Genomic DNA, 26,453 nt, shown 5'->3' on the forward strand with positions numbered 1-26,453 from the left:
AACACTCCCTATATAAACATTTTACTTAAGCAGGCCAGTTTGATGTTATTAAGTTTGGCGATTTGTTGTTGGTGTTGGTTGATTAGGCTATCGAGCTTTTGGAAATAGTTGCCGATGGCAGTTTGTTCTTGTCTGTCAGGTGTGCTAATTTCGGTGTCTAAGATGTTTTTGTTGTAAAGTCGTTTGATAGTACTGCCTTCTAGCCCACTCCATTTAACTATAGAATAAAAAACCTTTAAGAAAGCATTGTCTATCTTTCCATCATGTTTTAGCCAAATAATATTTGAGTCCTGAAAGTATTGCTCTTCCCCTTTGTATTCAACAACGCGACCAATACTTCCAGAAGCCGACAGTAGGAGGTCTCCCGCAACTGGGTATGGGTATTTTTCTTTATATTCATAAAATAAAGCTTTACTAATAAAAGCATCAGCTTTTTTTCCAAAAGTACCTATTTTAAAGAATGGAATCTCACCGACTATGGTCGTTTGATGCTTAAAAATTCTTTTATTCATGGCGACAGAACCAAGATCACCCAAAGTTAATTTTTTCCAATCCCCACTAAACCCTTTAAAGCGGATTTCTGGTATGGTTTCGCCTTGTTTGGGGAACATCTTTTCCAGCATGGCTTTTTTGATGTTGATGAGCTTGTCATGCTTTTGTTGGTGCTGGTTGATTAGCGTGTCGAGTTTTTGGAAGTAGTTGCCGATATGGGTCTGTTCTTCGTCGCCGCACGTATTTATCGGTGTTGCTTTCGCTTGTTCAATTGTATAATGCGCAATCGTTCCTGTATGAGAAATACTTTTAATATGTTTTTTGAAAGGTTTGCTAAAGAAAAATGCGTATAGAAAATAGCCATCGAACTTTTTATTGTTCTTTAGCCAAAGCAAATCAGCATCCTTAAAATATAAAGGGTTATCGTTCGGCACTAGGTAAGGAATACCGATCGAGCCACCACCCGTGATAAGTATATCCCCTGTTGTCAGCGTGCCAATTTTCTCAGATAGACTTTGGTAAACCTCGTGAGAGATATAGGCTTTAGTGTTTTCTTTTCCTTTATAAATAGATACAACATCGCTTGTTCTAAAAAATGGCACGCCTGCTTCAGTCCATTGTTCTTTATGAACTCGCGCGGCAGACCTAATATCAATTAGCCCACCTAGATCATTTTCAACCCACTCCCCACTAAACCCCTTAAACCGAATTTCTGGCACCTTATTATCCACACTCATCTTATTCGCCCTTCAATAAGCTGGTGAGCTCTGCCAAGCCCCGTAAATCAAACTCATTACCGGTGAGTTCGCCCATCATCTGCGCCAGTTGTTGCTCGGTGGTTTTTATCTCATTGGCCACTTGCGAATAGGTGACGGCATATTTATCCGCCAGGGCTTGCACTTGAGTGGTGAGTTGGCTAATTACCGCGTTTGGCATGGCAGCCAGTTCGCTGCTTAATGGCGCAATCCATTTAAGGTGCAGCAGGTGGTTCACTTGGCTCTCAGTTAACCCTTCGATAGTGGTTTTGGTGGTTAAGTGCAGGGCTGTAGCGGCATCTTTGACCGTTTTTTTCAGGTTTTTTTCTTCATCAATAAGTTTACTCGCCGCAATGATTTTAGCTTCATAGCTTTCTTCTGCGAATTTAACTTTGCTTTCTTTTTGTTCTTTCAACAAGGCCTTGGCGGCCTTGCCTACTTCGGCATTGGCAAAGCCGTCTCTGCTTTCTTTGACCGTATCTTGTTCTTTTTCTTCTTCGCTTAGGGATTCTAAAATTTCTTCAAGCGTGCTGGCGATTTCTGCCAAGCGAGTTTCTTGCGCTGCCAGAGCGTGTAACTCATCACTTAAGTAAGTTTGTTGCACTAAATCAAACGGCAGGATGTGGCCTTTCCAACCCTCTTGCACTTCGGTGTCTTTGCCGTCTTTCTTCTTGGTGACTATGTTAGGGTCAACCTGTTTGGTGGCGGCAAAACCTTCAGTTTGCATCATTTCTAAATCGGCGCTGATGATTTGCCATTGGTTGTTCAGAAATTGGTAAGCTTGGTATTTATCTATTAAGGCAATGGGGGCTAAGCGGGTAAATAGCTCGGTACTTAATAGCGCCTCTTGTTGGTTACGCTTTACGCTTTGCCAGTTTTGTATTAACTGGGTATTTAGCTGGTCATCAAAGCCATTAAAGGCTTGGTTGTAGGCGCTGATAAACGCTAACACTTGCGGGTGCACACTAATACTGGCGTTGACGTCTTGTTTGGCAATAGCCAGCTCACTGTAAGCGGAGGATTTAGGCGTAAACAGAGTGCCGTGCAATTGCGGGAAAGCTTGCCAAAAATTGTCTAACTCGGCAATTTCGCCGTTGGGGATGCCACCGAGCATAGTGGCGTGTAAATCCCAGCTTGGTGTCGCCGCAGAGGAATCCACATAGCGCGGTATGTTGAGGTTGTAACCGTTGTCGCGCAGAGTTTGTTTGCTCACCAGCTGCGAGAACTTGTCGATACTTTCGCGGTTAATCACCGCATCAGTAATGCGCTTGATATCACTGGCTTGCAGTTTGTTGTTTTTGCCTTCTTTCATAAAGTGCTTGGAGGCATCGACCACCAATACATCGGTGTTTTGGCGTTTTTGCTTGAGTACCAAAATCACCGTGGGAATGCCGGTGCCAAAAAAGATATTGGCCGGTAAACCGATAATAGTATCAATATGATTCTGCTCAATGAGTTGCTGGCGAATTTGACCCTCTTCACCGCCACGGAACAAGACACCATGGGGTAGAACAATGGCCATAATGCCATCGGGCTTAAGGTGATAGAGGTCGTGCAGCAAAAAAGCAAAATCGGCTTTGGTTTTAGGTGCTAGGCCAAAACGTGAATAGCGTGGGTCGCTGTCTTTAAAACTTGGGTCCCAGTTTTGTGAGTAAGGCGGGTTGGACACCACGGCATCGACATGCAGGGCGTAGTATGAGCCTTGAGGATCGCTATCATCAAAATACGGCCAATCGTCTTCCAGGGTATCGCCATTACGGGTTTTAATGTTACTGGCTTTGATACCGCGCATGATGAGGTTCATACGGGTGAGGTTGTAGGTGTTGGCTTTTAACTCTTGGGCGTAATAGGTGATGCTGTCTTTGTTTTTAGCGTATTTCTCAACCGCCTCACCGATATTGATCAGCAACGAACCGGAGCCGGAGGTAGGGTCGTAAATCTTGATAGTATCTTTGTGTTTTAACTCATGGGCGATGATGTGTGACATCAGTACCGAGACTTCATGAGGCGTGTAAAACTCACCGGCTTTTTTACCCGCATTGGCGGCAAATTTTTCAATCAGGTATTCGTATATGTAGCCCAGTACGTCATACCCTTGATTGCTATTCATCGGGATGCTTTTGATCAGGTGGAGTAAGTCGCTGATGGCTTTGGTACGTTTGCCAGCACTTTCACCCAGTTTGCTTAAACCTGTTTCTAAGGTGGTAAAAATGCCTTCAAACAGTTTTTTGTAAGTGGGCGAAATCAAACGGCTAAAGGCTGAGAGCGCATCACGCACGTTAGATTCATCAAATTCGGATTCTGGATCAATCCAGGTAGAAAACAGATTGTCGTAGGCAATAAAGTAGCCCAAGTTGCTTTGCACGTACTCAACGATGTCAGCGTCTTCTTCGTTGAGGGCTTTGATGTCTTGGGGCGTCATACCCTGTTTGGTGACAAACTGCACCAGCTGGTCGCTGAGGTACTTGTAGAAGATAAAGCCGAGTATGTAATCTTTGTATTCGTTGGCTTCAATTTTAGAACGCATCTGGTTGGCAGATTCCCAGATTTTTGCCGCAAGTTGCTGTTTATTCACTATGAGTCCTGTTAAAACAATTCTTTTTCGAAAAGGGCTATTTTAGGGTTTTGATTGTACGTTTGATAAGAGCTTCTTGCTAGCGGCAAGGCTTCGGCCATATGCAGTTAAAAGTGGCCAACTGAAGAAGCAGGCGCAAGCAGACGTTTCTGAGTAACCACAATCAGGGGGGCAGTTTTACTTTGGCAGGGTGGGCAACAATTCGAGCGGTATTGACACTGAATTGCTATGGTGAACTAATCTACTGGCAACAAGTCAGGAAATCAGTCACTGTAAGGCTCTTCTCGCTTTTCGGTCAACCGACATCAATCTGACTTCTCCTACATTAATATCTTTGTGAGTATCATTTGATTCAGGCTTTAAACACCTGCCCCCGGTGCCACTCCACAAACTGCTCAAGTGGATAATGTTCTGCACTTTTTGGCAGTAAAATCCCCCGTCCTGCGAAATCCCAGAACAGCCGTTCAACCATTTGACTGCCGTTTACGCCTTCTGAAACCAATAGTTTCATGCTGTCATCAAGCCCAATTACACCCATGTCGAAGGCCGAATGGTGCAATGAGCATAAAGCCAGGCCGTTGGTTACGGTACAAGGGCCGCCGTATTGCTTCCACTTGATATGTGCAGCTTCAAGACCAACTGGCGTGCTGTCGTGTCGCAGGTTATAACCACAAACAGCGCATTGATAATTGTAAGCACGCAGGATGGTTTGGCGGAACACCGGATCACGCATTTTGCGTGTATCACTAAGCTGCAAGTCTAAACGGTTAGCGAGCAACTCTTGTAGGCTATCGGGGAAGTGTTCACTCAGGATTTGCTGTGCGAGTTTGTTTAGCAGCGTGGGTTTACTGCGTAATAACTGGTAGCTTTCTTCATCGAAACCACCCATCACACCATGTTCGATGATTTCACGCTTCGGTGGTTCTTTATTACCTTTCTGTGGGCTGCAAAATTCAGCGTTCCGTAATTCCCAGAAACCGTCACTGCGTAAGCGCCAGAACGGCATGGTGGGGTAATGTTCGCGCCGCTGTGGGCCAAAACTATGGAGCAGTTCCAGCAGTGGCTGATGAATTTCTTCACCATAATTGAACATTCTCTCATGGCCCTTTTGATACTGCGCAAGCACATACAACAGTAACAATGGCTTATGTGGTGCACGCTGATCGCCTTTGCGCCAAACAGTCAGGTTGGAAATCGCTGTTTGCAGTGCCTTGCTGGTGATCATGCAGTTATCCCGGTGAGAAATAGATTGTTGCGATCATGCTTGCAAAAGTGACGAGATTCAATATTCCCTTGCATCACAAGCCATTGAAATAGTAAGTGGTCAGTAAGAGCGCTATTATTCAAGCTTATCGATAACGCCAACTGAATGATAAGTAGGGAAGCATGCAGAATAAAATGTGGATGATCCGTGGTGATAGTGGGAAATTATACGACGATTTCCGCGAGCGTGAAGTTGTCGCTATTGGTTGGTCGCAACTGGCACCCTATGCGAAACCGGGTCTGACACGGGCACAGCTTATCGAACGTTATCTCGAGTTGGAGCCACAAACCAAGTTAGGTACAGCTCGGTCTGGTGCTTCTCAAGTCTGGCGTTTTATCAATGAAGTAAAACAGGGCGACTGGGTGATCACTTATTCCCCGGCGAATCGTACTTACTTGGTTGGTAAGGTGGTGTCTGATTTTCAATATCATCCTGAATGGTCGGAAGAGGGGATGGGATTGGTGCGTAGGGTCAAGTGGAACACGCAAGAAGTTGATCGTGATACGCTGAGTACTGCCAGCAAAAACACGCTGGGTTCTACATTGACGGTATTTCAGTTGCCAGATTATGCCGTAGCTGAACTCCTCAAGGAGAAAAAACAGGCGATTGTTGTTGCGGTAACTGATGATGTCAAAGATGCAGATGAAGATCCCCTATTAGGCATGGAAGTTCTGGCATTTGAACGTATCAAAGACAAAATCAACTCCCTTGATTGGGATGAAATGCAAAATCTGGTTGCTGGTGTTCTACGCAGCATGAACTATAAAACTCAGGTATCTCCCGTTGGAGCAGATCGTGGCAAAGACATCATTGCTTCACCGGACGGTTTTGGTTTTGAAAATCCACGGATTATTGTCGAAGTGAAGCACCGAAAGGAGCAGATGACGAGCCAGCATATTCGTAGCTTTATCGGTGGACGCCATAAAGACGATAGGGGCTTGTATGTGAGCACTGGCGGTTTCAGTAAAGATGCGCGCTATGAAGCCGATCGCTCTACCATTCCATTAACATTATGGACATTGGACGATCTGGTCCGTGCCCTGGTAGAAAATTATGATCAGGTTGATATTGAAACCAAGCTACTCGTCCCATTGAAGCGTGTTCATTTACCCGTCTGAGTTTGAGAAGGATTACGAGTCAGCAGAAGCTGGCTAATGGCCTCGAAAAGTAAAGGAAGAGCCTGTACATAAATTTGTGTAATTGCCTGATTTTGATATGTTCAATCCAACATCGAAAGCAGGTTATGGACGGAAAACTGTTATAGACTCTGGCTAACGAACTGGCCAAAAATCTCAAAACCCCTGAGGATCTTAACCAGTTTGTTCGCCTGCTGAAGAAAATCAGCGTCGAGGCAGCTCTCAATGCCGAAATGTCCCACCATCCGGGCGACGTAAAAATCAGGCTCCAACACCCGCAACGGCTACTCGACAAAGACCGTAACCACTGTTGATGGCACGCTGGAGCTGCGCACTCCCTGCGATCGCGAAGCCACTTTTGAACCGCAACTGGTGAATAAAAACTAGACCCTTATTACCGGGATGGATAAAGCGGTATTGATGATGGGTTTGTGTCTTCAGCGTCGTTTCCGACCAGTTGCGCTCCCGCCGCCATGTCACGAACCGCAACAGCAGTGCATACAGGCTTTTCGGGTCATGCGCCGGGCCAACGAGCTTACGGTAGACTTCATCAACGGTCAGCAGCGCATCGGCGCGGGGTCTGCGATAGGCCATTAGCTAATCTTCCATATTCTTGTGCTCTGTCTGCCAATATATACGGACTGGTCTCATGATTTTCTGAAGTAAATAATGAAACCAGCATTGGAAGGTTTATACCTGTGACTATTTTACTTCCGGGATACTGAAGTGCTAAATGGCTTGCAACTAATTGATGGGCACTGCTCCTGCTTTCAATGAGGAAAAGAACACCATGCTGAACATTGAGATTGTTGAGCGTTGTTCTATAGCGTTCGAACAACGTTTCGAGACAATCCCCTTCAGAAAACCTAATTGATGACACGTTACTGACAGTACCAACTGTGTATTCAGCAACCTGTAACAATTCTTTCGCAATCAAACCATTAGATGCGACGACAGTGGCTCCTCTCATATCTCCCCCGTTACTTCAGATGCAGCATTAAAATTAATCCCCGTACACTTAGTCATTACGCTTGAATTTCAGCGCTGCGAACCAATGGCGCAAGCAGGAAGATCACTCCCAGCATTAGCGCCATCACTATGTATACATTGGAAAACCCAGTGAGTTGGGCAAAGAAACCAATAGGCGCTGGCGCCATCAATGTGCCTAAATAACCTATGGTTGTGGCGATGCTCATACCGGTGCTGGTTGCGATACCCGGCTGGTTACCTGCGGCTGAAAAAGCGATCGGGACAATATTAGCGATTCCGATCCCAGCTAAAGCGAAGGCGATAATCGCTTGCCACGGGTCGGTCGCTAATGCTGCGATCAGAATACCTGCCGCTGCTAACAGGCTTGAAACGCGTAGAGTTCTTACAGCGCCGAAACGGTTACGCACGGAGTCGCCCATGAACCTAAGCACAGCCATTGTTCCGGCGAAGAATGCAAAGGCGAGACTGGCTGTCTCAATTTTTGCATCCAGGTCCTTTAACATATAACGCGAAGACCAGTCGACAACGGCGCACTCCGGAATCATACCGAACAGTGCTATGAGGCCAATAAGGTAAACTGTGGACGAACGTGGCAGGCGCATTGGCTGTTTGATTTTCGTTTTCGGCGCAGGATCATCCTTGATAACGAACGGACAGGTGACGGCGATGAACACTGCTGCGGTCACGCTCACAAGGATAATATGCGCGAGAAATCCGAAATGCTTGACGGTGTAGCCTCCGATCGAACCGGCAACGAACAGGCCGATGCTCCAAGAGCAATGTGAGAAGGATAACACTGCTCGGGACAGGGATTTTTCCACAGCCACTGCGTTGGAGTTCATGGCGACATTCATCGAACCGATCATGGCACCGAGGGCAAACAAGGCAATAACCAAAAGCGGAATGTTTGGGGCAAGCCCAAGCGGTAATAGTGCTACAGAAGTTGCGACAGCAAAAATCCGCACTATGCACTGCGAACCGAATTTTGCCATCAAGATGCCAGATACCGGCATCATGATGAGCGCGCCTAGCCCAAACGTTAAGATAAGATGACCGATTACTCTGTCAGTCACCCCGAAACGCGGGACGAACTGCGCAATCTGCACAGCCCAGCCGCCAGTCACAAAACCGTTGACGAAAAACAGCACAGCAACAGCCCACCGCCCCTTTTGTGCCTGATTCATCAGGGATGATCTCGTAGCGCAGTTAACCGTTCCACGAATACTTTATGCCCTGGTCGGAACGAGAGGAGTGAGCCGTCCGCTCCGGAGGTCATCAATTCCACGCCCCGGAAGTCAGGGATGATGAGCTTTGCACCGCAGGGCATCAGGTCTTCCTCGCCAATGCCAACGCAATACGCTCCAGCAGCAACAGCGGAAGTCACCCCACTCTTGGAGTCTTCGAAAACGATAGTTTTACTGGCGGGGATGCCAAGACGCTCAGCTGCAAGCAGATAGGGGTCAGGGTAAGGTTTGCCGCGAGCCACGTCGTCCCTTTCGACGATCACCGAGATGCATGATTGCGCCTGGAGCAACGCTATGACACGGTCAATCTTGTAGCGCCAACCGCTGGTCACAATGCCGATCGTGATCCCAGCAGCATCGAGGGAAGCGATGAGCTGCGCCACACCCGGAATAGGTTCACAGTCGGCGGTATTTTCGACATGTATGATGTGTGCTTGAACCTTCTCTTGGTCAGAAAGCGGTAGATCATGGAATAGGGCACGAATGGTATGCGGTCCTGGCTGGCCGTGTATGTGTTTAAGAATGTCATCATCAGTGATCTGGCGCCCATATATCTGAGCTGCCTCTCGCCACCCTTGTTCAATGACGGCCTTGGAATCAATAAGAACACCATCCATGTCAAACAGAACTGCTGCTACCCTCTCTACAGACTCTACCATCTCTTTATTCCCCATCACACAATAGCGCTTCGCGCTTAATACGGGCGGCGGCGACGACCACCTGACCCAGAGAAATACCGCCATCATTGGTTGGCACCAATTGATGGCAATGCGGTTTGAATCCACGGTCCTCAAGGCAATTCAGCGCATTAATCAGAATGAACTCATTACAAAAAACGCCGCCGCTCAACACAATCTGCTCAACCCCAAAACGCTCAACAAGGCGACAGCAAACCTCGCCGATCATGTCAACAATCGTTGAGTGGAAGCGTCGGCTGAGTTCGGCAACGTCGCCAACCGGTTCACGTAGCAGTCGTACCAGTTCGCCGACCAAGGGGCGATAGTCCACTTCTAGGCAACCATCTCGCTCCTTTATGTCATACTCAAATGGCTTGGCCATGCTGAAGTCTCGCTGCAATAGCGCTTCCATTTCGATTGCCGCCTGCGCCTCGTATTCAACTTTTGCGCAGATGCCCATCAACGCCGATATACCATCGAAAAGACGCCCCATGCTTGAGGTGGAGGGGGCATTGATTTTCTGGATGGCCATTTTGGTAAAGACTTCACGCCTCTGTTCGGGTAGGTCACTGAGTGCCGGAACGTCGACCTCGGTAAGGCGCTCACCAAAGGTATCGACCAACAGTGACATGGCGATGCGGATCGGCTCTTTCACTGCCTTATCTCCTCCCAGAAGCAGCATTGGGCGCAAATGCCCGACGCGTTCGAACCCCTCGAAATCACCGAGAAGGAATTCACCGCCCCATATGGTACCGTCAGTACCGTAGCCAGTACCGTCAAAAACCACTCCGATGGTTTTACCCGAAAGTCCATTTTCCGCCATGCACGAAACCATGTGTGCGTGGTGGTGCTGAACCTGAACGACACGTATCTCTGATTGCTCGATGGCGTTCCGAGTTGAGCGGAAGGCTGGGTGCAGGTCACAGGCTAGCGTGTCGGCCTGTACTGCCAGCAGTTCTTGCATATGCCTGGCGCAATCGATGTGGGATTTGAAGGTGGTGTCGTTCTTTAGGTCACCGATGTGCTGGCTGATGAAGACCTGCTTGCCCTTACTGATGCTGACGGTGGTCTTCAACTCGGCCCCGAGTGCCACCACTGAACCTACTGAGTAGGGTAGATGAATAGGGTACGGAGCGTAGCCTCGCGAGCGACGCATGAAGAATATCTGAGGCTCATCCTTACCCTCGCGTACGATCCCCCGCACGACCGAATCGTCCACGCGCGTACGGATGTCTCGGTCGTTCAGAATGAAGTAGTCCGCGATTTCCCCTAATTGCTCAATTGCCGTATGGTTTTCGAACACGATAGGATGACCAGAAAGGTTACCGCTGGTCATGACCAGTACAGGGAGGGCTGGATCCTCAAGGAGCAGGTGCTGCAGCGGTGTTGATGGGAGCATGACACCTAGGTTGGGGTTGCGGGGCGCGACCTCCTCCGGCAGGGTCTCCGAACGCTTACGCAGTAGTACGATGGGTCGCTGTACACTATTGAGAAGTAGCTCATCGTGCTTGTTAGTAAAGGCCCACCGAGTGGCGTTCTCGGCGTCGGCAACCATCACAGCGAAGGGTTTTGCATCGCGCTGCTTGCGTCGTCGCAACTCCCGCACTGCCCCCTCATTGCTGGCATCGACCGCCAAGTGGAATCCCCCGAGGCTTTTGATAGCGACGATAGCACCCTCGCGCAACCTGGCGATGGCGCAGCGCACCACATCATCTGTTTCGATCGGGATGCCGCATCGGTCGGTGAACTGCAGACGTGGTCCGCAAGTCTGGCAGGCATTCGGTTGGGCGTGGTAGCGGCGATCTTCAATGTCGAGGTACTCTTGATGACATTGTGGACACATAGTGAATGCACGCATGGTGCTCTGCGAACGGTCGTATGGCATGCCAAGGATAATCGAATAGCGTGGACCGCAGTTAGTGCAGTTAATGAAAGCATACCGGTAACGGCGGTTGTCTGGATTACGCATCTCCTGCAGACAGTCTTCGCAAACGTTTGAGTCTGGAGGAATGATGGTGTCCATGCTAGCTAAGTCGCGGCTCTTACGGATATCGAAGCTCTGGTAGCGCGGTGCAGTCTCGTCAAGAAACACTTCGCGAACATCAATGATTTTGGCAAGAGGCGGTGGGCTAGACACCAACTCGTCGATGAAGTTTTCGATAGCCTTCACCGACGCCTGCAGCTCAAGCAAAACACCTTCCGAGTCGTTGAGCACCCATCCGTTTGCCTTATGGTTGCGTGCCAGGCGATGGACAAAGGGCCGGAAGCCGACACCTTGTACGATCCCGCAAACCCGAAAACGACGTGTTTCGAGCACCTCAACAGAGTCTAGGGAGTTCCGCACCATAGAGTTCCTCGATAATTGTTAGGGTACCATCTGATTCCAGCATGTGTACCTCGGGTAGGGGAATTGCTTCAACCTCGCCGATAATAACAGCCTCCTTACCACAAGGGGCTTCACGCAGCAATGCGAGAACCTGATCCGCTACATCTGGTTCGACGAATAGGCATAAGCACCCCTCGTTGGCAAGGTTGATAACGTTAACGCCCAGCATATCGGCGGCCATGGCTGCTTCTGGAAGCACCGGTAGCGCTTGTTTGTCGAAGCGGATCACGCAATTGGCGGCACGTGCATGCTCGTGTAGCACAGCCGACAGACCGCCGCGGGTAACATCACGCATGGAGGCAACTTTGCCGGTCGGCACATTATTCAGTACCGTATCAATCATGTGATTGAGTGGAGCACAGTCGCTCAATACGTTACGCTCGAAGCCCAGACCTTCGCGGATTGAAAGTAGATGGATGGAGTGATTTCCGATGTAGCCACTGAGGATGATTTTTTGCCCAGGACGGACATTGCGGACGCTGATCGGAGGGCGTTCCATGACACCGACGCCAGCGGTGTTGATGAAGAGCCTGTCAGCTTCTCCCTTGCCTACTACTTTGGTATCACCGGCAACGATCTTGACACCCGCCGAGCGGGCAGTGTCACGTACAGACTCAATTATCACCAGCAATTCTGATATCGGCATGCCCTCTTCGATGATGAGACTGAGCGTGATATAGAGTGGACGTGCGCCACTCACTGCCAAATCATTCACAGTACCGCACACTGCAATTTTGCCGATGTCACCATTGCCAAAAATGAGCGGGGTTACCACGAAAGAGTCTGTAGTGAATGCGATACGGTTGGTGGGAAGTTCCAACAAAGCGCTGTCCTCCATGATACCGAGATAGGTGTCTCCCAAAGTCTCAGATATGCGCTCCACAAGTTCCCGGCTTAACTTAGCTCCAGTACCATGGTCAAGAACCACGGTTTCAACCGAAGGGTCATGTGATTCTGTGAACGAACCGTTGATGCCTGCCTGTGTGTACGCCATACTCACGCTGACCTCCTTTCGCCACGTTCAGGAAGATCATCACTCTTGCTCAGCCACGACAGGATTTCTGCAGAAGGCGCTACGGTCGCGCAGTAGCCAGCTAGCCACTCTAGTGCACGGTCTGTATCCTCTGATGTTGGTGAGAAGACACAGTCATCGGGGACCCAAACATTGTAACCTCGAAAGAATGCATCAGCAGCTGTGGTCTGCACACAAACATGAGTTTGCAGCCCGGTGACTACAACTGTTTTGACGCCAAGCTTCTGGAGAGTTTCATCCAATGTGGTCTCGTAAAAACCGCTGTCTCGTCCTTTTATAACCACTAGATCTGACGGATGGTAGATGTCTTTGATGAGCTGGTTACCTGGGGTGCCAGCGATCGCCGGTATGCCCGCCGCACGATGACGATAGCGGCGTTGAACAGATGGATCCTCGGGATCATGGATGAGTTGCAAGTGAATGACGGCCTGATCGATTGCCCTAATGCCGTCTAGGAACGTATTGAATTTATTGAGTTTACGAGCTAACTCCTGCGGGTCGGTGGTTATCTTGTAGGTGAATTCATACTGCAAGTCATTGGTGAGAACGGCAACGTTTGGCATGTTAATATTCCTTGATATCAACTATTTCAATTGGTTACTATCATTTCTGTAGGCGAGAAATTTTTCTAGGTACAGCCTATATTTAGGTAATTAAACAAATATTGCCCAGTGCAAGGTGTACTATTCTTGAGGCTTTAGCCTATACAGATGGCCCGCTGACGGACTTCATGGGAGTAACTGTCTTTTTTTCATTTCTCTCTCAGAACATTTCTTATTTACTTCGAATCTGATGACAATTAAACCAACAAAGAGTTAATGTGTATAATTCCAATTTATCCAAATTTGATAAGTAGTAGGAATGAATGTGGGCACGATTCTTATTTGTTAAATTGCATGAATGGATGTAATGATAGTGAATATAAAATTGTTAAAGGCATTTGTTACATTAGCTGAGGAAGGGAGTTATCACTCTGCTGCGGATATCCTGTGCTTGACGCAATCTGCATTAACCAAGCAGATCCAGATGCTGGAGCATCTGATCGGAGTGACTCTTTTTAAACGAGGGCGTTTTGGTGCGAAACTAACAGTCACTGGGGGATTGCTTTATTCCAAGACCTCCGAATTACTAAAACATAACTATGAATTTCTGGAGTATGTGCGTAAATTAGAAAAAGGGAATGTAGGTAAACTAGCTCTTGGGTTTGGCATATCGACATTTCAAGTCGCCCCTGCATGGGTGAGTACTTTTCGTGCACAGTTCCCAGATGTTGAAGTATCTCTGAACGACATTCCTTCCAACGTGCAGTGTCGAATGTTACTAGAGGGGAAAATTCAGGTTGGATTTATCCGTCTGCCGGTACCTGAGCCACTCCATGTCGAAGTGCTGTTTGAAGAGAAACTGGTCCTAGCCGCCCGTTCCGGTGTTCGAGTGGATCCCGCGAATATCCAACCTGTATTAGCTATACATCAACTATTGCAAATCAATCCAGACCGTGGGCGTGGGTTAGCCCACCAAACAGCCTGTTTTCTCAAAAATAATAATCTCAACGCCAGATTTGCATCGGTTGCTGATGATATTCATACCTTGCTAGCATTAATCGCGGCAGGAAACGGTGTGGCATTGTTGCCTTCTGGTGTCAGTCATTTTTTGCCTACTGGTGTGACGCTTGCGCAGCCCGAGGGAAAGCATAATGGATGGCAGATTGGGGTAGCCTGGAACCCAGAGATAAAGGATATTCTGCGGGATAAATTTTTACAGATAGTTATAGGTGAGACATGAGGTAACTTAGGTTTGACGAATTACGCTAGTAGCCTAAATCAAGTGAAATAGTGATGCTTAAATTTAAGATACTGTAAAAGAGATTGCGTAATTGCCTCTTTTTGATATGTTCTTTCTAACAACGGAAGCAGATAAATTATCGGCATTATGCACTTGTTGTACAACCATATAACAATCAAGTGGTTATGGTTGTTTGTGTCAATTTGGTAACTGGCTGGTATCTCATTAATTAATCCTGAATAACTTCCATTTGCTCAACAATACTCTTGTTGAATTAATCAGCGACTACAACAAGGTATTCGATAGTAATACTTTTTATTTCTGAATATCGCATTATCATTCTATCAAGATTAATGCGTGCTGTTCTACTTTTATGATAATTTTTGTGTAACATTACTCTTGTTACATCAGAAATGACAATTCTCTCTAGGATGCCATCTGGATTAAGATGGGAATTCTCTAATATTCCGCTATACAAGTACGCACTACCATTAACTTCGACCATAAATGTCATTTTTATAAAATCAGCATTTTTACTTTTCTCTACTTTACCTTTTAATTCATAATACCAATGGAGGTTAAATGAGAACAATGATTCTTTATATGGATTTAATTTAAACATAATTTTTTGAGCGATTATGCCAAGCAGATATAGCAATAATAAAGCCATTATGAAATATGTAGCTATATAAGTCGCGTTATTTGTTATTTTTTAAATCATTAGGTAATAACTTATCATTCATCAATAATTTCAATATAATTATGTAGTCAATTTTTTATTTTGCTATTAAACTTGAAAATAGTATCATAATGCAGTGTATAACAATAGCTGCAAAAAGGCACCTGTTCTCTACACACATTGCAGTCACTGTTTCCATTTCCAAAGCGGAATTTCATGTTATCCAGCAACCCACTTGGCATGTTAAATTGGATGGTGCGAAAACTCATGACGTTTAAAGGAATGAACATCAATGTCTTTAATTGAAATAGCGGCGAGCTCAACTTATGCCACTTCAGTATGGATGGCCGCGCGTAACAATGTACATACCTGGTGGATAGGTATCATTGGCTGTTTGCTCTATGGATGGGTATTTTTTTCTGTTCAGCTATATGCCGATGTGACACTTCAACTATTTTTTATTGTCAGCAGTATTGTAGGTTGGGTGAATTGGTTAAGCGGAAATAAGGGTAAGGCTATACATGTCCGTAAAACGCCAATATGGGTTATTGCCGCTTTTGCTCTCGCCGCCTTGTGCGTATCATCTTGTTATGCCTACTTACTACACACTTTTACTGACGCCTGGTCCCCTTGGGTCGATTCATTAGTCATGACGTTTAGCATCATGGCACAGTTTATGCTTATGGGGCGGAGGCTTGAGAACTGGTATGTCTGGTTGCTGGTAAATACTATAGCCATTCCTCTTTACGCTTCTCGAGAATTATATCTTACCGCAGGTCTCTATCTCATTTTTTGGTGTAATGCCTGGTACGGACTCTATCAATGGCGTCGGGAGATGAAAACCTTATGAAGCGTTTTACTACTGGGCTGATCGTAGGGAAATTTGCCCTTTTGCATTGTGGTCATGAAATACTTATTAATGCTGCTCTTGACGCATGCGAGAAGCTGGTGATTGTCAGCTATTCGTCACCGGAACTTCCTGGCTTCTCGCCCGATAAACGACGGTGCTATCTTCAGGCACGTTTCCCACAGGCACAAGTTCTTGTATTCTCCTCCGAAGAGGCTTCATTATGGGGCATCGGCCCTATGCCCCATAATGAGCATGACGACGATTCCCACCGCCATTTCGTTGCCTTATTGTGCCTACAGAAATTGAACATTATGCCCGAGGCAGTATTCACCGCGGAGGACTATGGCGATGGATTCGCCCAGGTTCTCAGTATGCATTTTCATCAGCAAGTCTCTCATGTGCGGCTGCAGCGTGAATCAGGGCCTGAGGCTGTATCAGGAACCTTAATTCGGTCTGATATTCATAAATATAGACATCTCGTTGCTCCTGAAGTGTACGCTCATTTTGTACACCGCATCTGTATACTGGGTGGGGTGTCCACGGGTAAGAGTACCCTGAGCGTCGCATTGGCCGCTGCGCTGGGCACAGAATCTATCAGTGAATATGGCCGCGAGCGTTGGGAAGAGCGGAAAGGACATTTAATTTTTGATGACATGCTAGAAATTGCACAAACCCAGCTCTTGCGGGAAACAACTGCACGCCCCCATCGCTATTTGGTTTGTGATACTTCGCCACTCACCACATTATTTTATTCACTGTCCATGTTTGGCAGAGCGGAACCCAGTTTGAAAGAGTTAGCCTGTCAACATTATGACACCGTTGTGCTTTGTGCTGACGATTTCCCTTTTCACCAGGACGGTACGCGTCAGGATGACTCCTTCCGCCAACGGCAACAAAAGTGGTATATCGATGAGTTAACCGCGCGCAATATTCCCTTTTTATACGTTACCGGAAGTGTGGAGCAACGGTTAAACACAATACTGGCAAACTTGATTCCACTTCCAACAGATTCTGTGCATCTTAAATATAACAGTATGATTCATACTACACAGCTCAAAGCAAAAAAACAGATAACTTTAAGTATTACAGATAGATAAGTCATGCAACGGATGTTGGCCGGAATTTACCGGCACTTGTACGATCAGTGAATCTCTGATTGACTATGATTTGATTTTAATCGCAAGGTAGATACTCATGGGACAATCACCAACACGCGTTATCACTGCCCATGTTCCTGTTGAAATGGCAGAGAAGATCGACGAACTGGCTGCTAACTATGATCGTTCTCGTGGCTGGATCGTCAAACAGGCTTTGGCCGCGATCATTGAGCAGGAAGAGAACCGCCATCAAATGATCTTGGAAGGCCTGGCGGGCAGAGTGGTGGAACAGGCCGATGTCTTAAAATGGGTAAATAGCTTGAACTGTGACACGCCACTTCCTGTACCGCAGTCAGGGAAAAAGTAATGCAGGTTGTTTGGTCAGATCATGCGTTGCAGGATTTAGAGCGGTTGCGCGAGTTTATTGCCAACGTCAATCCAGAAGCAGCAACACAGGTGCTTCAATCACTGGTGCTTGCCCCCGTTAACCTGCTCGCATTCACGGATGGGGCCTGCACTGGCAAGGTATGAACCACGGGAAGTGCGTCGTATGATCGTCGGTAACTATGAAATGCACTACGAACTCAGAGTTAACGTGCTCTACATCTTACGTGTTTGGCATACGCGGGAAAACCGGTAAGATAGCACCCTGCATTAGACTCGATGCCAAATAGAAATAAAGAATCGAACACAGCGATCTACATAAATGGCTGATTGATTTTATTCAGTGCTACTATTACCTGGGTGTTGTAAAAGGTTCTTGAAAAACTGCCTGCCGTGACAACTTCATTGACACTTACCGGGCAGCTCTGGTTCTTAAATGTGATACTGCAACTTCTCTGTTCCAACTCATAATTTCTTTCTTTTGTGATTAGTTGTATACCTAAGTTCATTCAAATTACAGATAGACGACAAACGCCAAGAGCATAGCAAGCGAAGCCAAAACTGCTGCAGTTTGAATGGCAACGGATATCTAGACCAAAGAACAGCATGCAAATCGATACTAAGCACACGTTATTGGCTGATGTGAGATTATTTTTAAGTCATAATTTTTACTTTTATAATTAGGTTTACATTCATTTTTTGTCTATCTGTGCCTGTGGGAGCATTTGAGCAGAACCTTACGGTTTTGCCCTTTCGGTATCCATTTACGCAATTGGCTGGTGCCCAGCTCCAGAGCACGTGCAACCTCGATGGTTGACCGCTGATACTTAACGACCTGCTCAATAGCTTCCAGTTTGAATTCAGGAGAAAAACGGCGTTTGGTCTGTTTGATGTGGCGGTTGCCAAGCCTGCTGTTGCTCTCTCAGCAATCTGTTTTGTCTATTAATTCGATAGCAGTCGTTAGATTACAAATAAGTGTAATGCCACGTAGAATGTTCTCGTTTCAGACAAATAGTCTATATCACCCAACCCGACAGTGGCTTTTGCGTTTGTAACCGAACGGTGTCCGTTTCTGAGTAATTAAGGGCCAATAGTCGTTTTCTCTTACTTTTTTACAATATAAAAACAGGTTGCCGACGCATACGACACTGTGGACATGGGTAAGGCTAGACGACTCGACAGGTATCATCGAACTTTCGCCCACCATAGCCCTGAGCTTGGTGTCTTTTACCTAACGTTGTCAGTGCTAGGTGAACTGACGTCTGTTGCTACTTAACTAATAACAATGACTTTTATAAGCACGTTAGGAGATAGAGCAGAGTGCCGGGGACAGCAATTTGTGCAATACCTTGCTAACTCCTATTAAAGGATGTGGCTTTGTTAGCGGTTTCTCTGGTTCTGTTTCATCACTTTGTGCGACTAAAAATCAAAACACCATTTGCCTTGCCAACAAGTTCAACCCAGCATGCAAGGACATAGCTTTAAGCCACTCGTACCACAAACATTGAACGTAAGTATTGCTTTTAATGCAGCAGCATCTCACTAAGTGCCTCACTTGATGCTTCTGCACAATGTGATAAGCCAAGAGCCGCACTTCATGATAAGAAGAACTAAACTTGTGGGAGGTATGAGCCGAAATCTCGATGGAGAGTTTGCCTAACTTTATATCGCTGTTTGCAATAAATAATGCTCGTTAGCTGACTGAAAATACTATCGAAGCAAAACATCTCAATGTCGTCATATAAAAGAAAAGGATCAAAAATGGAAAAAAACTCTAGCGGGGTCGGTCAATGTCCCTTTGCTTCCGGTGCCAATACTTCCGCCGGCCAGGAGCATCAAGTCTGGTGGCCCAACGCTCTCAATCTTGACATCCTCCACCAGCATGACACCAAGACTAATCCAATGGATGAGTCTTTCGATTATGTCGAAGCCTTCAACAGTCTCGACTACGCTGCACTCAAAGCCGACCTCCATGCTCTGATGACCGACAGCCAACCTTGGTGGCCAGCCGACTGGGGTCACTATGGTGGTCTGATGATCCGCATGGCATGGCACTCCGCGGGTACTTACCGTGCTACAGACGGACGCGGGGGAGCTAACACAGGCAACCAGCGCTTCGCTCCCCTCAATAGTTGGCCTGATAACGTTAACCTGGATAAGGCTCGTCGCTTACTGTGGCCCATCAAACAGAAATACGGCAACAAGATCTCCTGGGCTGACCTGATGATTCTGGCAGGTAACGTAGCCTACGAGTCTATGGGGCTTAAAACCTTCGGCTTTGCCGGTGGTCGTGAGGATATCTGGCATCCTGAGAAGGATATTTACTGGGGAGCAGAAAAAGAGTGGCTGGCACCAAGCGGTAGCGAAGGTAGCCGTTACAGCGGTGAAAGAGACCTTGAGAATCCGCTGGCTGCGGTGATGATGGGTCTCATCTATGTAAACCCTGAAGGCGTCGATGGCACCCCAGACCCTATCAAAACTGCGCATGACATGCGTGTCACTTTTGCCCGTATGGGTATGAACGATGAAGAGACCGTTGCCCTGACCGCCGGTGGTCACACTGTCGGTAAAGCTCATGGTAACGGGAGTGCCGCTCGTCTGGGGCCAGCCCCCGAGGGTGCCGATGTACACGAGCAAGGGCTTGGCTGGATAAACAATGAAACTCGCGGCATCGGTCGCGATACTGTGACTAGCGGTATCGAGGGAGCGTGGACCAGCCATCCGACCCGCTGGGATAATGGTTACTTCAAGATGTTACTGGGCCATGATTGGTGGCTCAAGAAGAGTCCGGCCGGTGCCTGGCAATGGGAACCGGTTACGATCAAAGAAGAGGATCGTCCGGTAGATGTGGAGGACCCTTCCATCCGCTGCAACCCCATCATGACCGACGCAGACATGGCCCTACGCTTTGACCCCATATACCGGGAAATCTCAGAGCGTTTCGCCGCAGATCAGGCGCTCTTTTCCGATGCTTTTGCCCGTGCCTGGTTCAAACTGACTCACAGGGACATGGGGCCACGCAGCCGTTATCTCGGCCCAGAAGTGCCGAGTGAAGTGCTGGTATGGCAGGATCCGGTGCCAACTGTAAATTATCAACTCTCCTCCGAGGAGATCCAGGAGCTCAAAGGTAAGCTACTGGCTTGCGGTATCGCTCCTGCTGATCTGATCGCAACGGCATGGGACAGCGCCCGTACGTTCCGAGCCTCCGATTTTCGCGGTGGGGCCAATGGTGCGCGTATTCGTCTCGCACCGATGAAGAATTGGGAAGGCAACGAACCGGCCCGCCTTGAAAAAGTGCTCAATGCCTTGAACGCTTTGCAGTCCACACTGGCCAAGCCTGTCAGCTTGGCTGACCTGATAGTACTGGGTGGTAGCGCAGCAGTGGAACAGGCCGCTCGGCTAGCTGGTGTCGAGATCGTCGTTCCCTTTTCACCAGGACGAGGAGATGCAAGCGCCGAGCAGACTGACTCCGAGTCGTTTGCCTTCCTTGAACCACTGCACGATGGTTTTCGCAATTGGCAGAAGGGCCACTACAAAGTACAACCGGAGGAAATGCTGCTCGATCGTGCCCAGTTGTTAGGACTCACAGCACGTGAAATGACCGTCCTCGTCGGCGGCATCCGGGTACTTGGCGCCAACCATGGTGGCTCCTCCCACGGTGTCTTTACCGACAAGGTTGGGGTACTGAGTAACGACTTCTTTATCAACCTGACCGATATGAATTACAGCTGGAAACCGATCGGTCGCAATGCTTACCAGATCGTGGAACGCCAGAGTGGAGCTGTAAAGTGGACTGCCACCCGTGTCGATCTGGTGTTTGGTTCAAACTCGGTGTTGCGTGCTTACGCCGAGGTCTATGCTCAACAAGATGGCAAAGAGAAGTTTATCCGTGACTTCGTTAAAGCTTGGTGCAAAGTAATGAACAATGATCGCTTTGACCTGAAATAGAGAAGTCAGCACTTGAAAAAGCGCCAGTATAAAGCTTAATCCTTGTCAGTTAAGCTTTTTAACAAGGCTGCAGCGGATAACGTTGCAGCTTCTTTTTTTACCGTTCTTGGATAATGCCGCTGCCGACGAGTAGGTAGCACGAAGCTTTCGCCCATAGTAAGTATCTTCGGGATTTTACCCGGAGTTACCACAGTAAGCTGCTTTAGTTACGCACATGATTGGATCTCGTAGTTGCCAGATAACTCACTGAAGGATATGAATTATGACCTGTTTGGTCTCCTGCTTTGGTGCGGCGAAGACTATTCGCCGTGACCCCCCGTTAACCAATGATGAATTGGCCCGCCATGTTCCCAGCGTATTTTCTGAAGAGAAACACGCTTCCCGTAGTGCTCACTACATCTATATTCCCACCATCTCTTTATTGGTCATGCATTTAACGCCCCGCTTTCATCCTTGGCTAAGACGGCTTTTTAATGAATTTTCGGTAACACCACTGGCTAAAGTCATCAACGTATAAAAATATCGCCGGGATCACCAGCAGGCTTAGCACGGTTGAGGTCAACAAGCCGCCAATCACGGCAATTGCCATTGGTGAACGGAAGCTGGGGTCGGCATTGCCTAGCCCTATTGCAATTGGCAACATACCTGCTCCCATGGCAACAGTGGTCATGATGATAGGGCGTGCACGTTTATGGCAGGCATCCATCAGTGCCTCTTGGCGTGGCTTGGCCGCCACGACTGGCCGCCCGTCGCTGCCATCATTACCACGCCGCGCCACAATAGCGTACTCCACCAGTAAAATAGAGTTCTTTGTGGCAATCCCCATCAACATAATCAGGCCAATCAGCGAAGGCATTGACAAGCTTTGCCCAGTGACTAACAGCCCGACGAAGGCACCACCTAAAGAGAAAGGCAGTGCGGCAAGGATGGTCACTGGGTGTAGGAAATGTTTGAACAGCAGCACCAATACGATGTAAATACAGAGGATACCGATCAGCATGGCCAACCCAAAGCTGGCAAAGAGTTCGCTCATGGTTTCAGCATCGCCCACTTCTACCACACTCACTCCGGCAGGCAAATTCTGTATTGAGGGAAGTTTTTTTACCTCATTTACCACGGTACCTAATGGAACATTGGAAAGTTCGATCTCCAGATTGATATTGCGTGAGCGATCGTAACGGTTGATCACCGCAGGCCCGCTTGCGATCGCGATGTCTGCAACCTGGCTGAGCATCACCGGGCCTTTAGTTCCGGGGATAATAAGACGTTTTAATGTTTCGATATCTTGCCGTGCTGCATCATCCAGTTTCACCACGATGTCCAGTTGCCTTTGGGGCAAATTCAGCTTTGGCAACGACATATCATAGTCCCCCAACGTGGCGACCCGCAGCGTTTCTCCGATAGCGGCACTGCTGACCCCCAGATCGGCTGCGCGGACAAAGTCAGGACGAATGACCACTTCCGGTCGGACGAGGCTGGCGGTAGAAGCGATATTTCCCAACCCTGGGATCGTGCGCAAATCGCGCAGCACCGCCTGTTGGGCAGACATCAGACTGAGGGGTTCTTCGCCACTCAGCACCAGAACGTATTTCTCTCCAGATGCACCCAGGCCCACTTTGGTACGCACTCCGGGCAACTGTGCCAATAGATTACGGATACGTGCTTCAATATGTTGTTTACGCTCCCTCTCATTGCGCGCAATGAGTTGGATGGTCAAGGTGGCATTACGCGGCTCCACTAGGGCGGAGGAGAAGGGGTCGCTTCCCGCACTTCCGGCGCCAATAGTGGTATAGATGCTGCGTATTTCAGGTACCTGACGGAGCAACTGACGAGCCTGTTCAGCTATCGCTTCAGTCTGGGTTAACGTCGATCCTGGCGGTAGCTCAACAGACACTTGAGTTTGCGAGTTATCATCCGGCGGCATAAATCCAGAGGGTAGCAGGGGGATCAACATCAGCGATGCAATAAAGAATAGCCCGACAGAAAGCAGCGTTTTGACCTTATGATGAGTACACCAGTTGACGATGCGTAAATAGCGGGTAAGCCAGGCCGGATCGCGATCGCTTGCCACTATGGGCTTGAGCATATAGGCGGCCATCATTGGCGTAAGAATGCGCGCGACGGCCAGCGAAGCAAAAACTGCGATCGACGCTGTCCAACCAAACTCTTTGAAAAATTTGCCTGCAATACCGCTCATAAATGCCGTAGGAAGGAAAACGGCGATCAGTGTAAAAGTGGTTGCAATCACCGCTAAGCCAATCTCATCAGCGGCTTCCATCGCTGCTTCATAGGGGGTTTTACCACTGCGCAAGTGGCGCACGATGTTTTCGATCTCGACAATTGCGTCATCAACCAAAACCCCAATCACCAACGATAGTGCCAGCAGACTGATCACATTGATAGAAAACCCCATCAAGGCCATACCAAAAAAAGCCGGGATCACTGACATGGGCAGCGCCACTGCCGAAATAAAAGTAGCCCGCCATTCGCGCAGGAAAAACCAGACGACCAACACCGCCAACAATGCGCCTTCATACAGCAGATTGAGTGATGAGTTGTACTCCGCTTTGACTGGGCTGACGAAGTCAAATGCTTGGGTAAAAATCAGATGCGGGTATTTTGCCTTAATTTTTTCCAAAGTTTTTTCCACGGCATCGCCAACTTCTACCTCGCTTTCCCCGCGGCTACGTACGATTTCAAATCCAACAACTGGCTTACCATCAACAAAGGCAGAAGCGCGAACTTCAGCCACAGTGTCTGTGACAGTAGCGAGTTGATCGAGGCTAACGTAACGCCCATCGATAAGCGGGATCTGTAGTGCAGCGATCTCTTGGGCGGAGTGCTGCCCTCCTAGGGTGCGGATAGTCTGTTCGCTGTTGCCGAACTCGCCTCGTCCACTGGGGGCATCCTGCTGCACTAAACGCAATTGCTGCGAGACTTGTGCCGCGCTCAGACCCAGGCTTTGTAGCTTTAACGGATCGAGTAAGACCTGGACCTGACGATTGACGCCCCCGACTCGTTTGACTGCTCCGACGCCGCGTATCGCCTGCAAGCTACGTACCAGCGTGTTATCTACAAACCACGACAGTGCTTCTTCATCCAAATGTTCTGAGCGTACCGCATAAACCAGCACAGGCGTTCCGGCCAGATTGACGCGTTGTACAACAGGATCACGGACATCACTGGGTAGATCAGAGCGCACACCCTGTACAGCCGAACGAGTATCATCTACGGCTTCCTGGACAGGTTTCTCCAGTTGAAATTCTAGCGTCATAACAACGCTGCCTTCGGAGATCTTGGTATAGATGTGTTTTAGCCCTTGTAGGGAAGCAACGGAGTCCTCCAGTTTTCGCGCCACATCGTTTTCCAACTGTTCCGGCGAAGCGCCCGGCAAGGCGGCGCTGACGGTGATCATCGGTAACTCGATATCTGGAAACTGTTGGATCTTCATACTACTGAAACTGATGATCCCAGCGACGGTGAGTAGCACAAACAACATAGCTGCGGGAATGGGATTACGTATAGACCAGGTAGAGAGATTCATTTTGCGGCTTCCCCGGTAGGGAGGGGGTTAACGCGCACTCTTTCGCCATGATTGAGGAAACTGGCACCGCGGGTAACGATGCGCATATCAGGCCGCAGGCCGCTGAGGATCTCAAACCGCCCTTGATGTAACTGACCAATTTCGACTTTAATTTCGCTAACATTACCCGCTTCATTAACCGCAAAAAGGTAGTGAAATCCTTCGCGTGAGACGAGAGCGGATTGTGAAACGGTGAGCGCCGATATATCACCGACGTGGAACGCCCCTTGGGCAAACATACCCGCTTTAACCCCGAGCTGTTGTTGCTGCGTTGGGGTGATATCGACATAGACGATGGCGTTGCGTGTTTGCAGATCGAGTGCAGGGGCAAGGGCGCGGATGCGGCCAGTGAGCTCGGTTCCTGCTGTGGTGCGCAATACGGCACTCATTCCAGGTTTGAGGTAGGTTAATTCTGCTGCTGTCAGTTCTGCGCGCCATTCCAGGCGCTCTTGACGGATCAGCCGGAATAACTCGTTGCCACGGTTGGCGACGTGACCAACGGTTGCGCTTCGCGATGAGATAATACCGTCGTCGGGGGACAGCACGCGCGTTTTTTCCATGCGCAACCGCTGGTATTGAACTTGCGCTTTAGCTTGTTGGACGCGGGCACGGGCTGTTTTATCGGCGGCGAGATATTGGTCGATCTGCAATTCGCTGAGTGCACCGGTATTCTTCAGCTGGCGTGCGCGTTGTGCATTAGTGCTGGCTTCGTCTTTATTCGCCAGAGCTTCTGCTAAAGCCGCCTCTGCTTGGGCAAGGTCAGCGGCGACGGTTTCGGGATCAAAACGTGCAAGAAGTTGGTCTTTACCAACGCGGTCGCCCACATTGACGTAAATTTCAGCTAAGCGTAACCCATCTGCCTCACTACTGACGATCGCTTCCTGCCAGGCGGCAATATTACCATTGGCGTTGATTTGGCGTGGTAAATTCTGTTGTTGGGGCACTTCGACATTAACGGTAAGTGCAGCCTGTTTCTCTGCAGGAGTATCACTATGGGCTGGCTTGTTTGCACTTATTGTAAAGATAAAATAAATGCTGATACCGATTATGAGGGCAACAGCACCGAGAAAAATTTTATTTTTGTACCACGTCATTTTAATTCTCAACCCAGAGGAGATGATTAAAAATTCCATTTAATTCATCAGCATGCTATGTCACATAGTCTGAGGAATCAATCGCTACAACAATTAAGGAACATCCCAAAATTACACTTGGATAGACTTAACACGTTCCTACTATAGAACAATATCTGATAGGGAAAAATCGTACTCTAAGTGCATTTAATCAGTGTAGATGCTCAGGAACTATTCTATATGACGAGAGAATTAAACACCTGCATTAGGCTGTGTCCGTGGTGCCGTCGCAGACCCAAAAGCCCATTATCAAGGCGGAGGGATGCGCGATACTAGCCCCTAGGGAGTGGGTCACGGTGTGTCGGCGTTCCTCATCATACCTACCTGCCAGAAGCTTGATGTGTATACCCAAAATAATTTGAGTTGCATGTGGGCGACAAGTCTGAGAGTGCCAGGAGCATAGCTCACTATGTTACGGGTGCGAACTGACGAAGCCAACACCCAT

General features: G+C 48.2%; 20 protein-coding genes and 4 pseudogenes. 10 read left to right on the top strand and 14 right to left on the bottom strand.

Annotated features, from left to right (window positions below):
* Positions 1 to 8 precede the first annotated feature (8 nt).
* The 3 genes from OK023_RS01580 to OK023_RS01590 form a co-directional block, all read right to left on the bottom strand.
* Positions 9 to 1,229, bottom strand: coding sequence for a restriction endonuclease subunit S (locus tag OK023_RS01580; protein WP_317694451.1), 1,221 nt, complete (start codon positions 1,227 to 1,229; stop codon positions 9 to 11).
* 1 nt (position 1,230) lies between these two features.
* The gene (locus OK023_RS01585) at positions 1,231 to 3,822 is read right to left on the bottom strand and encodes a type I restriction-modification system subunit M (protein ID WP_317694452.1); all 2,592 of its coding nucleotides are present in this window, start codon (positions 3,820 to 3,822) and stop codon (positions 1,231 to 1,233) included.
* 352 nt (positions 3,823 to 4,174) lie between these two features.
* Positions 4,175 to 5,047, bottom strand: a complete 873-nt coding sequence (locus OK023_RS01590; RefSeq protein WP_317694453.1) for a phosphorothioated DNA-binding restriction endonuclease — start codon at positions 5,045 to 5,047, stop codon at positions 4,175 to 4,177.
* Between the two features lie 161 nt (positions 5,048 to 5,208).
* On the opposite strand from OK023_RS01590, the gene OK023_RS01595 reads away from it, so the two are divergent.
* A complete protein-coding gene (locus OK023_RS01595; RefSeq protein ID WP_317694454.1) occupies positions 5,209 to 6,204 on the top strand; it encodes a restriction endonuclease in 996 nt (331 codons plus the stop codon).
* A 149-nt stretch (positions 6,205 to 6,353) separates the two neighbouring features.
* Positions 6,354 to 6,606 (top strand): annotated as a pseudogene (locus OK023_RS01600) (transposase); the annotation flags it as partial.
* A 21-nt stretch (positions 6,607 to 6,627) separates the two neighbouring features.
* Here the strand turns inward: OK023_RS01600 and OK023_RS01605 are convergent.
* The 7 genes and pseudogenes from OK023_RS01605 to OK023_RS01630 form a co-directional block, all read right to left on the bottom strand.
* Positions 6,628 to 6,816: pseudogene (locus OK023_RS01605) on the bottom strand (recombinase XerD); the annotation flags it as partial.
* Positions 6,773 to 7,192, bottom strand: a complete 420-nt coding sequence (locus OK023_RS19100) for a PTS N-acetylgalactosamine transporter subunit IIA (RefSeq protein WP_411569376.1) — start codon at positions 7,190 to 7,192, stop codon at positions 6,773 to 6,775. The gene OK023_RS19100 and the pseudogene OK023_RS01605, both read right to left, overlap by 44 nt.
* A 55-nt stretch (positions 7,193 to 7,247) precedes the next feature.
* A complete protein-coding gene (locus tag OK023_RS01610; RefSeq protein WP_317694455.1) occupies positions 7,248 to 8,396 on the bottom strand; it encodes an MFS transporter in 1,149 nt (382 codons plus the stop codon).
* Positions 8,396 to 9,115, bottom strand: a complete 720-nt coding sequence (locus OK023_RS01615; RefSeq protein ID WP_317694456.1) for an HAD family phosphatase — start codon at positions 9,113 to 9,115, stop codon at positions 8,396 to 8,398. The genes OK023_RS01610 and OK023_RS01615 overlap by 1 nt, the downstream gene beginning before the upstream one ends.
* Positions 9,116 to 9,119: 4 nt before the next feature.
* Positions 9,120 to 11,480: a carbamoyltransferase HypF gene (gene hypF / locus OK023_RS01620; protein WP_317694457.1), complete on the bottom strand. Its 2,361-nt coding sequence runs from the start codon at positions 11,478 to 11,480 to the stop codon at positions 9,120 to 9,122.
* The gene (gene hypE, locus OK023_RS01625) at positions 11,452 to 12,513 is read right to left on the bottom strand and encodes a hydrogenase expression/formation protein HypE (RefSeq protein ID WP_317697443.1); all 1,062 of its coding nucleotides are present in this window, start codon (positions 12,511 to 12,513) and stop codon (positions 11,452 to 11,454) included. Before hypE ends, hypF begins: the two co-directional genes overlap by 29 nt.
* Positions 12,514 to 12,515: 2 nt before the next feature.
* Positions 12,516 to 13,115, bottom strand: coding sequence for a cysteine hydrolase (locus tag OK023_RS01630; RefSeq protein WP_317694458.1), 600 nt, complete (start codon positions 13,113 to 13,115; stop codon positions 12,516 to 12,518).
* A 352-nt stretch (positions 13,116 to 13,467) separates the two neighbouring features.
* Here OK023_RS01630 and OK023_RS01635 point away from each other — a divergent pair, with 352 nt between their 5' ends.
* Entirely contained in the window at positions 13,468 to 14,334 is an 867-nt protein-coding gene (locus OK023_RS01635; RefSeq protein WP_411569377.1) for a LysR family transcriptional regulator, read from the top strand.
* A gap of 274 nt (positions 14,335 to 14,608) precedes the next feature.
* Here the strand turns inward: OK023_RS01635 and OK023_RS01640 are convergent, their stop codons facing one another.
* Positions 14,609 to 15,004, bottom strand: a complete 396-nt coding sequence (locus tag OK023_RS01640; protein WP_317694460.1) for a hypothetical protein — start codon at positions 15,002 to 15,004, stop codon at positions 14,609 to 14,611.
* A gap of 301 nt (positions 15,005 to 15,305) precedes the next feature.
* Here OK023_RS01640 and pnuC point away from each other — a divergent pair, with 301 nt between their 5' ends.
* The 5 genes from pnuC (at position 15,306) to OK023_RS19110 (ending at position 17,600) form a co-directional block, all read left to right on the top strand.
* The gene (pnuC, locus tag OK023_RS01645) at positions 15,306 to 15,863 is read left to right on the top strand and encodes a nicotinamide riboside transporter PnuC (RefSeq protein WP_317694461.1); all 558 of its coding nucleotides are present in this window, start codon (positions 15,306 to 15,308) and stop codon (positions 15,861 to 15,863) included.
* Positions 15,860 to 16,960: an AAA family ATPase gene (locus OK023_RS01650; RefSeq protein WP_317697445.1), complete on the top strand. Its 1,101-nt coding sequence runs from the start codon at positions 15,860 to 15,862 to the stop codon at positions 16,958 to 16,960. The genes pnuC and OK023_RS01650 overlap by 4 nt, the downstream gene beginning before the upstream one ends.
* A gap of 97 nt (positions 16,961 to 17,057) precedes the next feature.
* Positions 17,058 to 17,327 (top strand): ribbon-helix-helix domain-containing protein, encoded by a 270-nt coding sequence (locus OK023_RS01655; protein WP_317694462.1) that lies wholly within the window; start codon positions 17,058 to 17,060, stop codon positions 17,325 to 17,327.
* Positions 17,327 to 17,491 (top strand): type II toxin-antitoxin system RelE/ParE family toxin, encoded by a 165-nt coding sequence (locus OK023_RS19105; RefSeq protein WP_411569378.1) that lies wholly within the window; start codon positions 17,327 to 17,329, stop codon positions 17,489 to 17,491. The genes OK023_RS01655 and OK023_RS19105 overlap by 1 nt, the downstream gene beginning before the upstream one ends.
* Positions 17,492 to 17,510: 19 nt before the next feature.
* Complete coding sequence (locus OK023_RS19110) at positions 17,511 to 17,600, top strand: hypothetical protein (RefSeq protein WP_411569379.1); 90 nt, start codon at positions 17,511 to 17,513, stop codon at positions 17,598 to 17,600.
* 501 nt (positions 17,601 to 18,101) lie between these two features.
* Here OK023_RS19110 and OK023_RS01665 read toward each other — a convergent pair.
* A pseudogene (locus OK023_RS01665) lies at positions 18,102 to 18,236 on the bottom strand (transposase); the annotation flags it as partial.
* 869 nt (positions 18,237 to 19,105) lie between these two features.
* On the opposite strand from OK023_RS01665, the gene katG reads away from it, so the two are divergent.
* Positions 19,106 to 21,292, top strand: a complete 2,187-nt coding sequence (katG, locus tag OK023_RS01670; protein WP_317694464.1) for a catalase/peroxidase HPI — start codon at positions 19,106 to 19,108, stop codon at positions 21,290 to 21,292.
* Between the two features lie 262 nt (positions 21,293 to 21,554).
* Positions 21,555 to 21,716, top strand: a pseudogene (locus tag OK023_RS01675) (DUF945 domain-containing protein); the annotation flags it as partial.
* A gap of 33 nt (positions 21,717 to 21,749) precedes the next feature.
* On the opposite strand, the gene OK023_RS01680 reads toward OK023_RS01675, so the two are convergent.
* Both OK023_RS01680 and OK023_RS01685 read right to left on the bottom strand, forming a co-directional pair.
* A complete protein-coding gene (locus tag OK023_RS01680; protein ID WP_317694465.1) occupies positions 21,750 to 24,836 on the bottom strand; it encodes an efflux RND transporter permease subunit in 3,087 nt (1,028 codons plus the stop codon).
* The gene (locus tag OK023_RS01685; protein ID WP_317694467.1) at positions 24,833 to 25,969 is read right to left on the bottom strand and encodes an efflux RND transporter periplasmic adaptor subunit; all 1,137 of its coding nucleotides are present in this window, start codon (positions 25,967 to 25,969) and stop codon (positions 24,833 to 24,835) included. The genes OK023_RS01680 and OK023_RS01685 overlap by 4 nt, the downstream gene beginning before the upstream one ends.
* Positions 25,970 to 26,453: the final 484 nt, after the last annotated feature.

It is taken from the genome of Serratia sp. UGAL515B_01 (assembly GCF_033095805.1).
GTDB lineage: Bacteria > Pseudomonadota > Gammaproteobacteria > Enterobacterales > Enterobacteriaceae > Chania.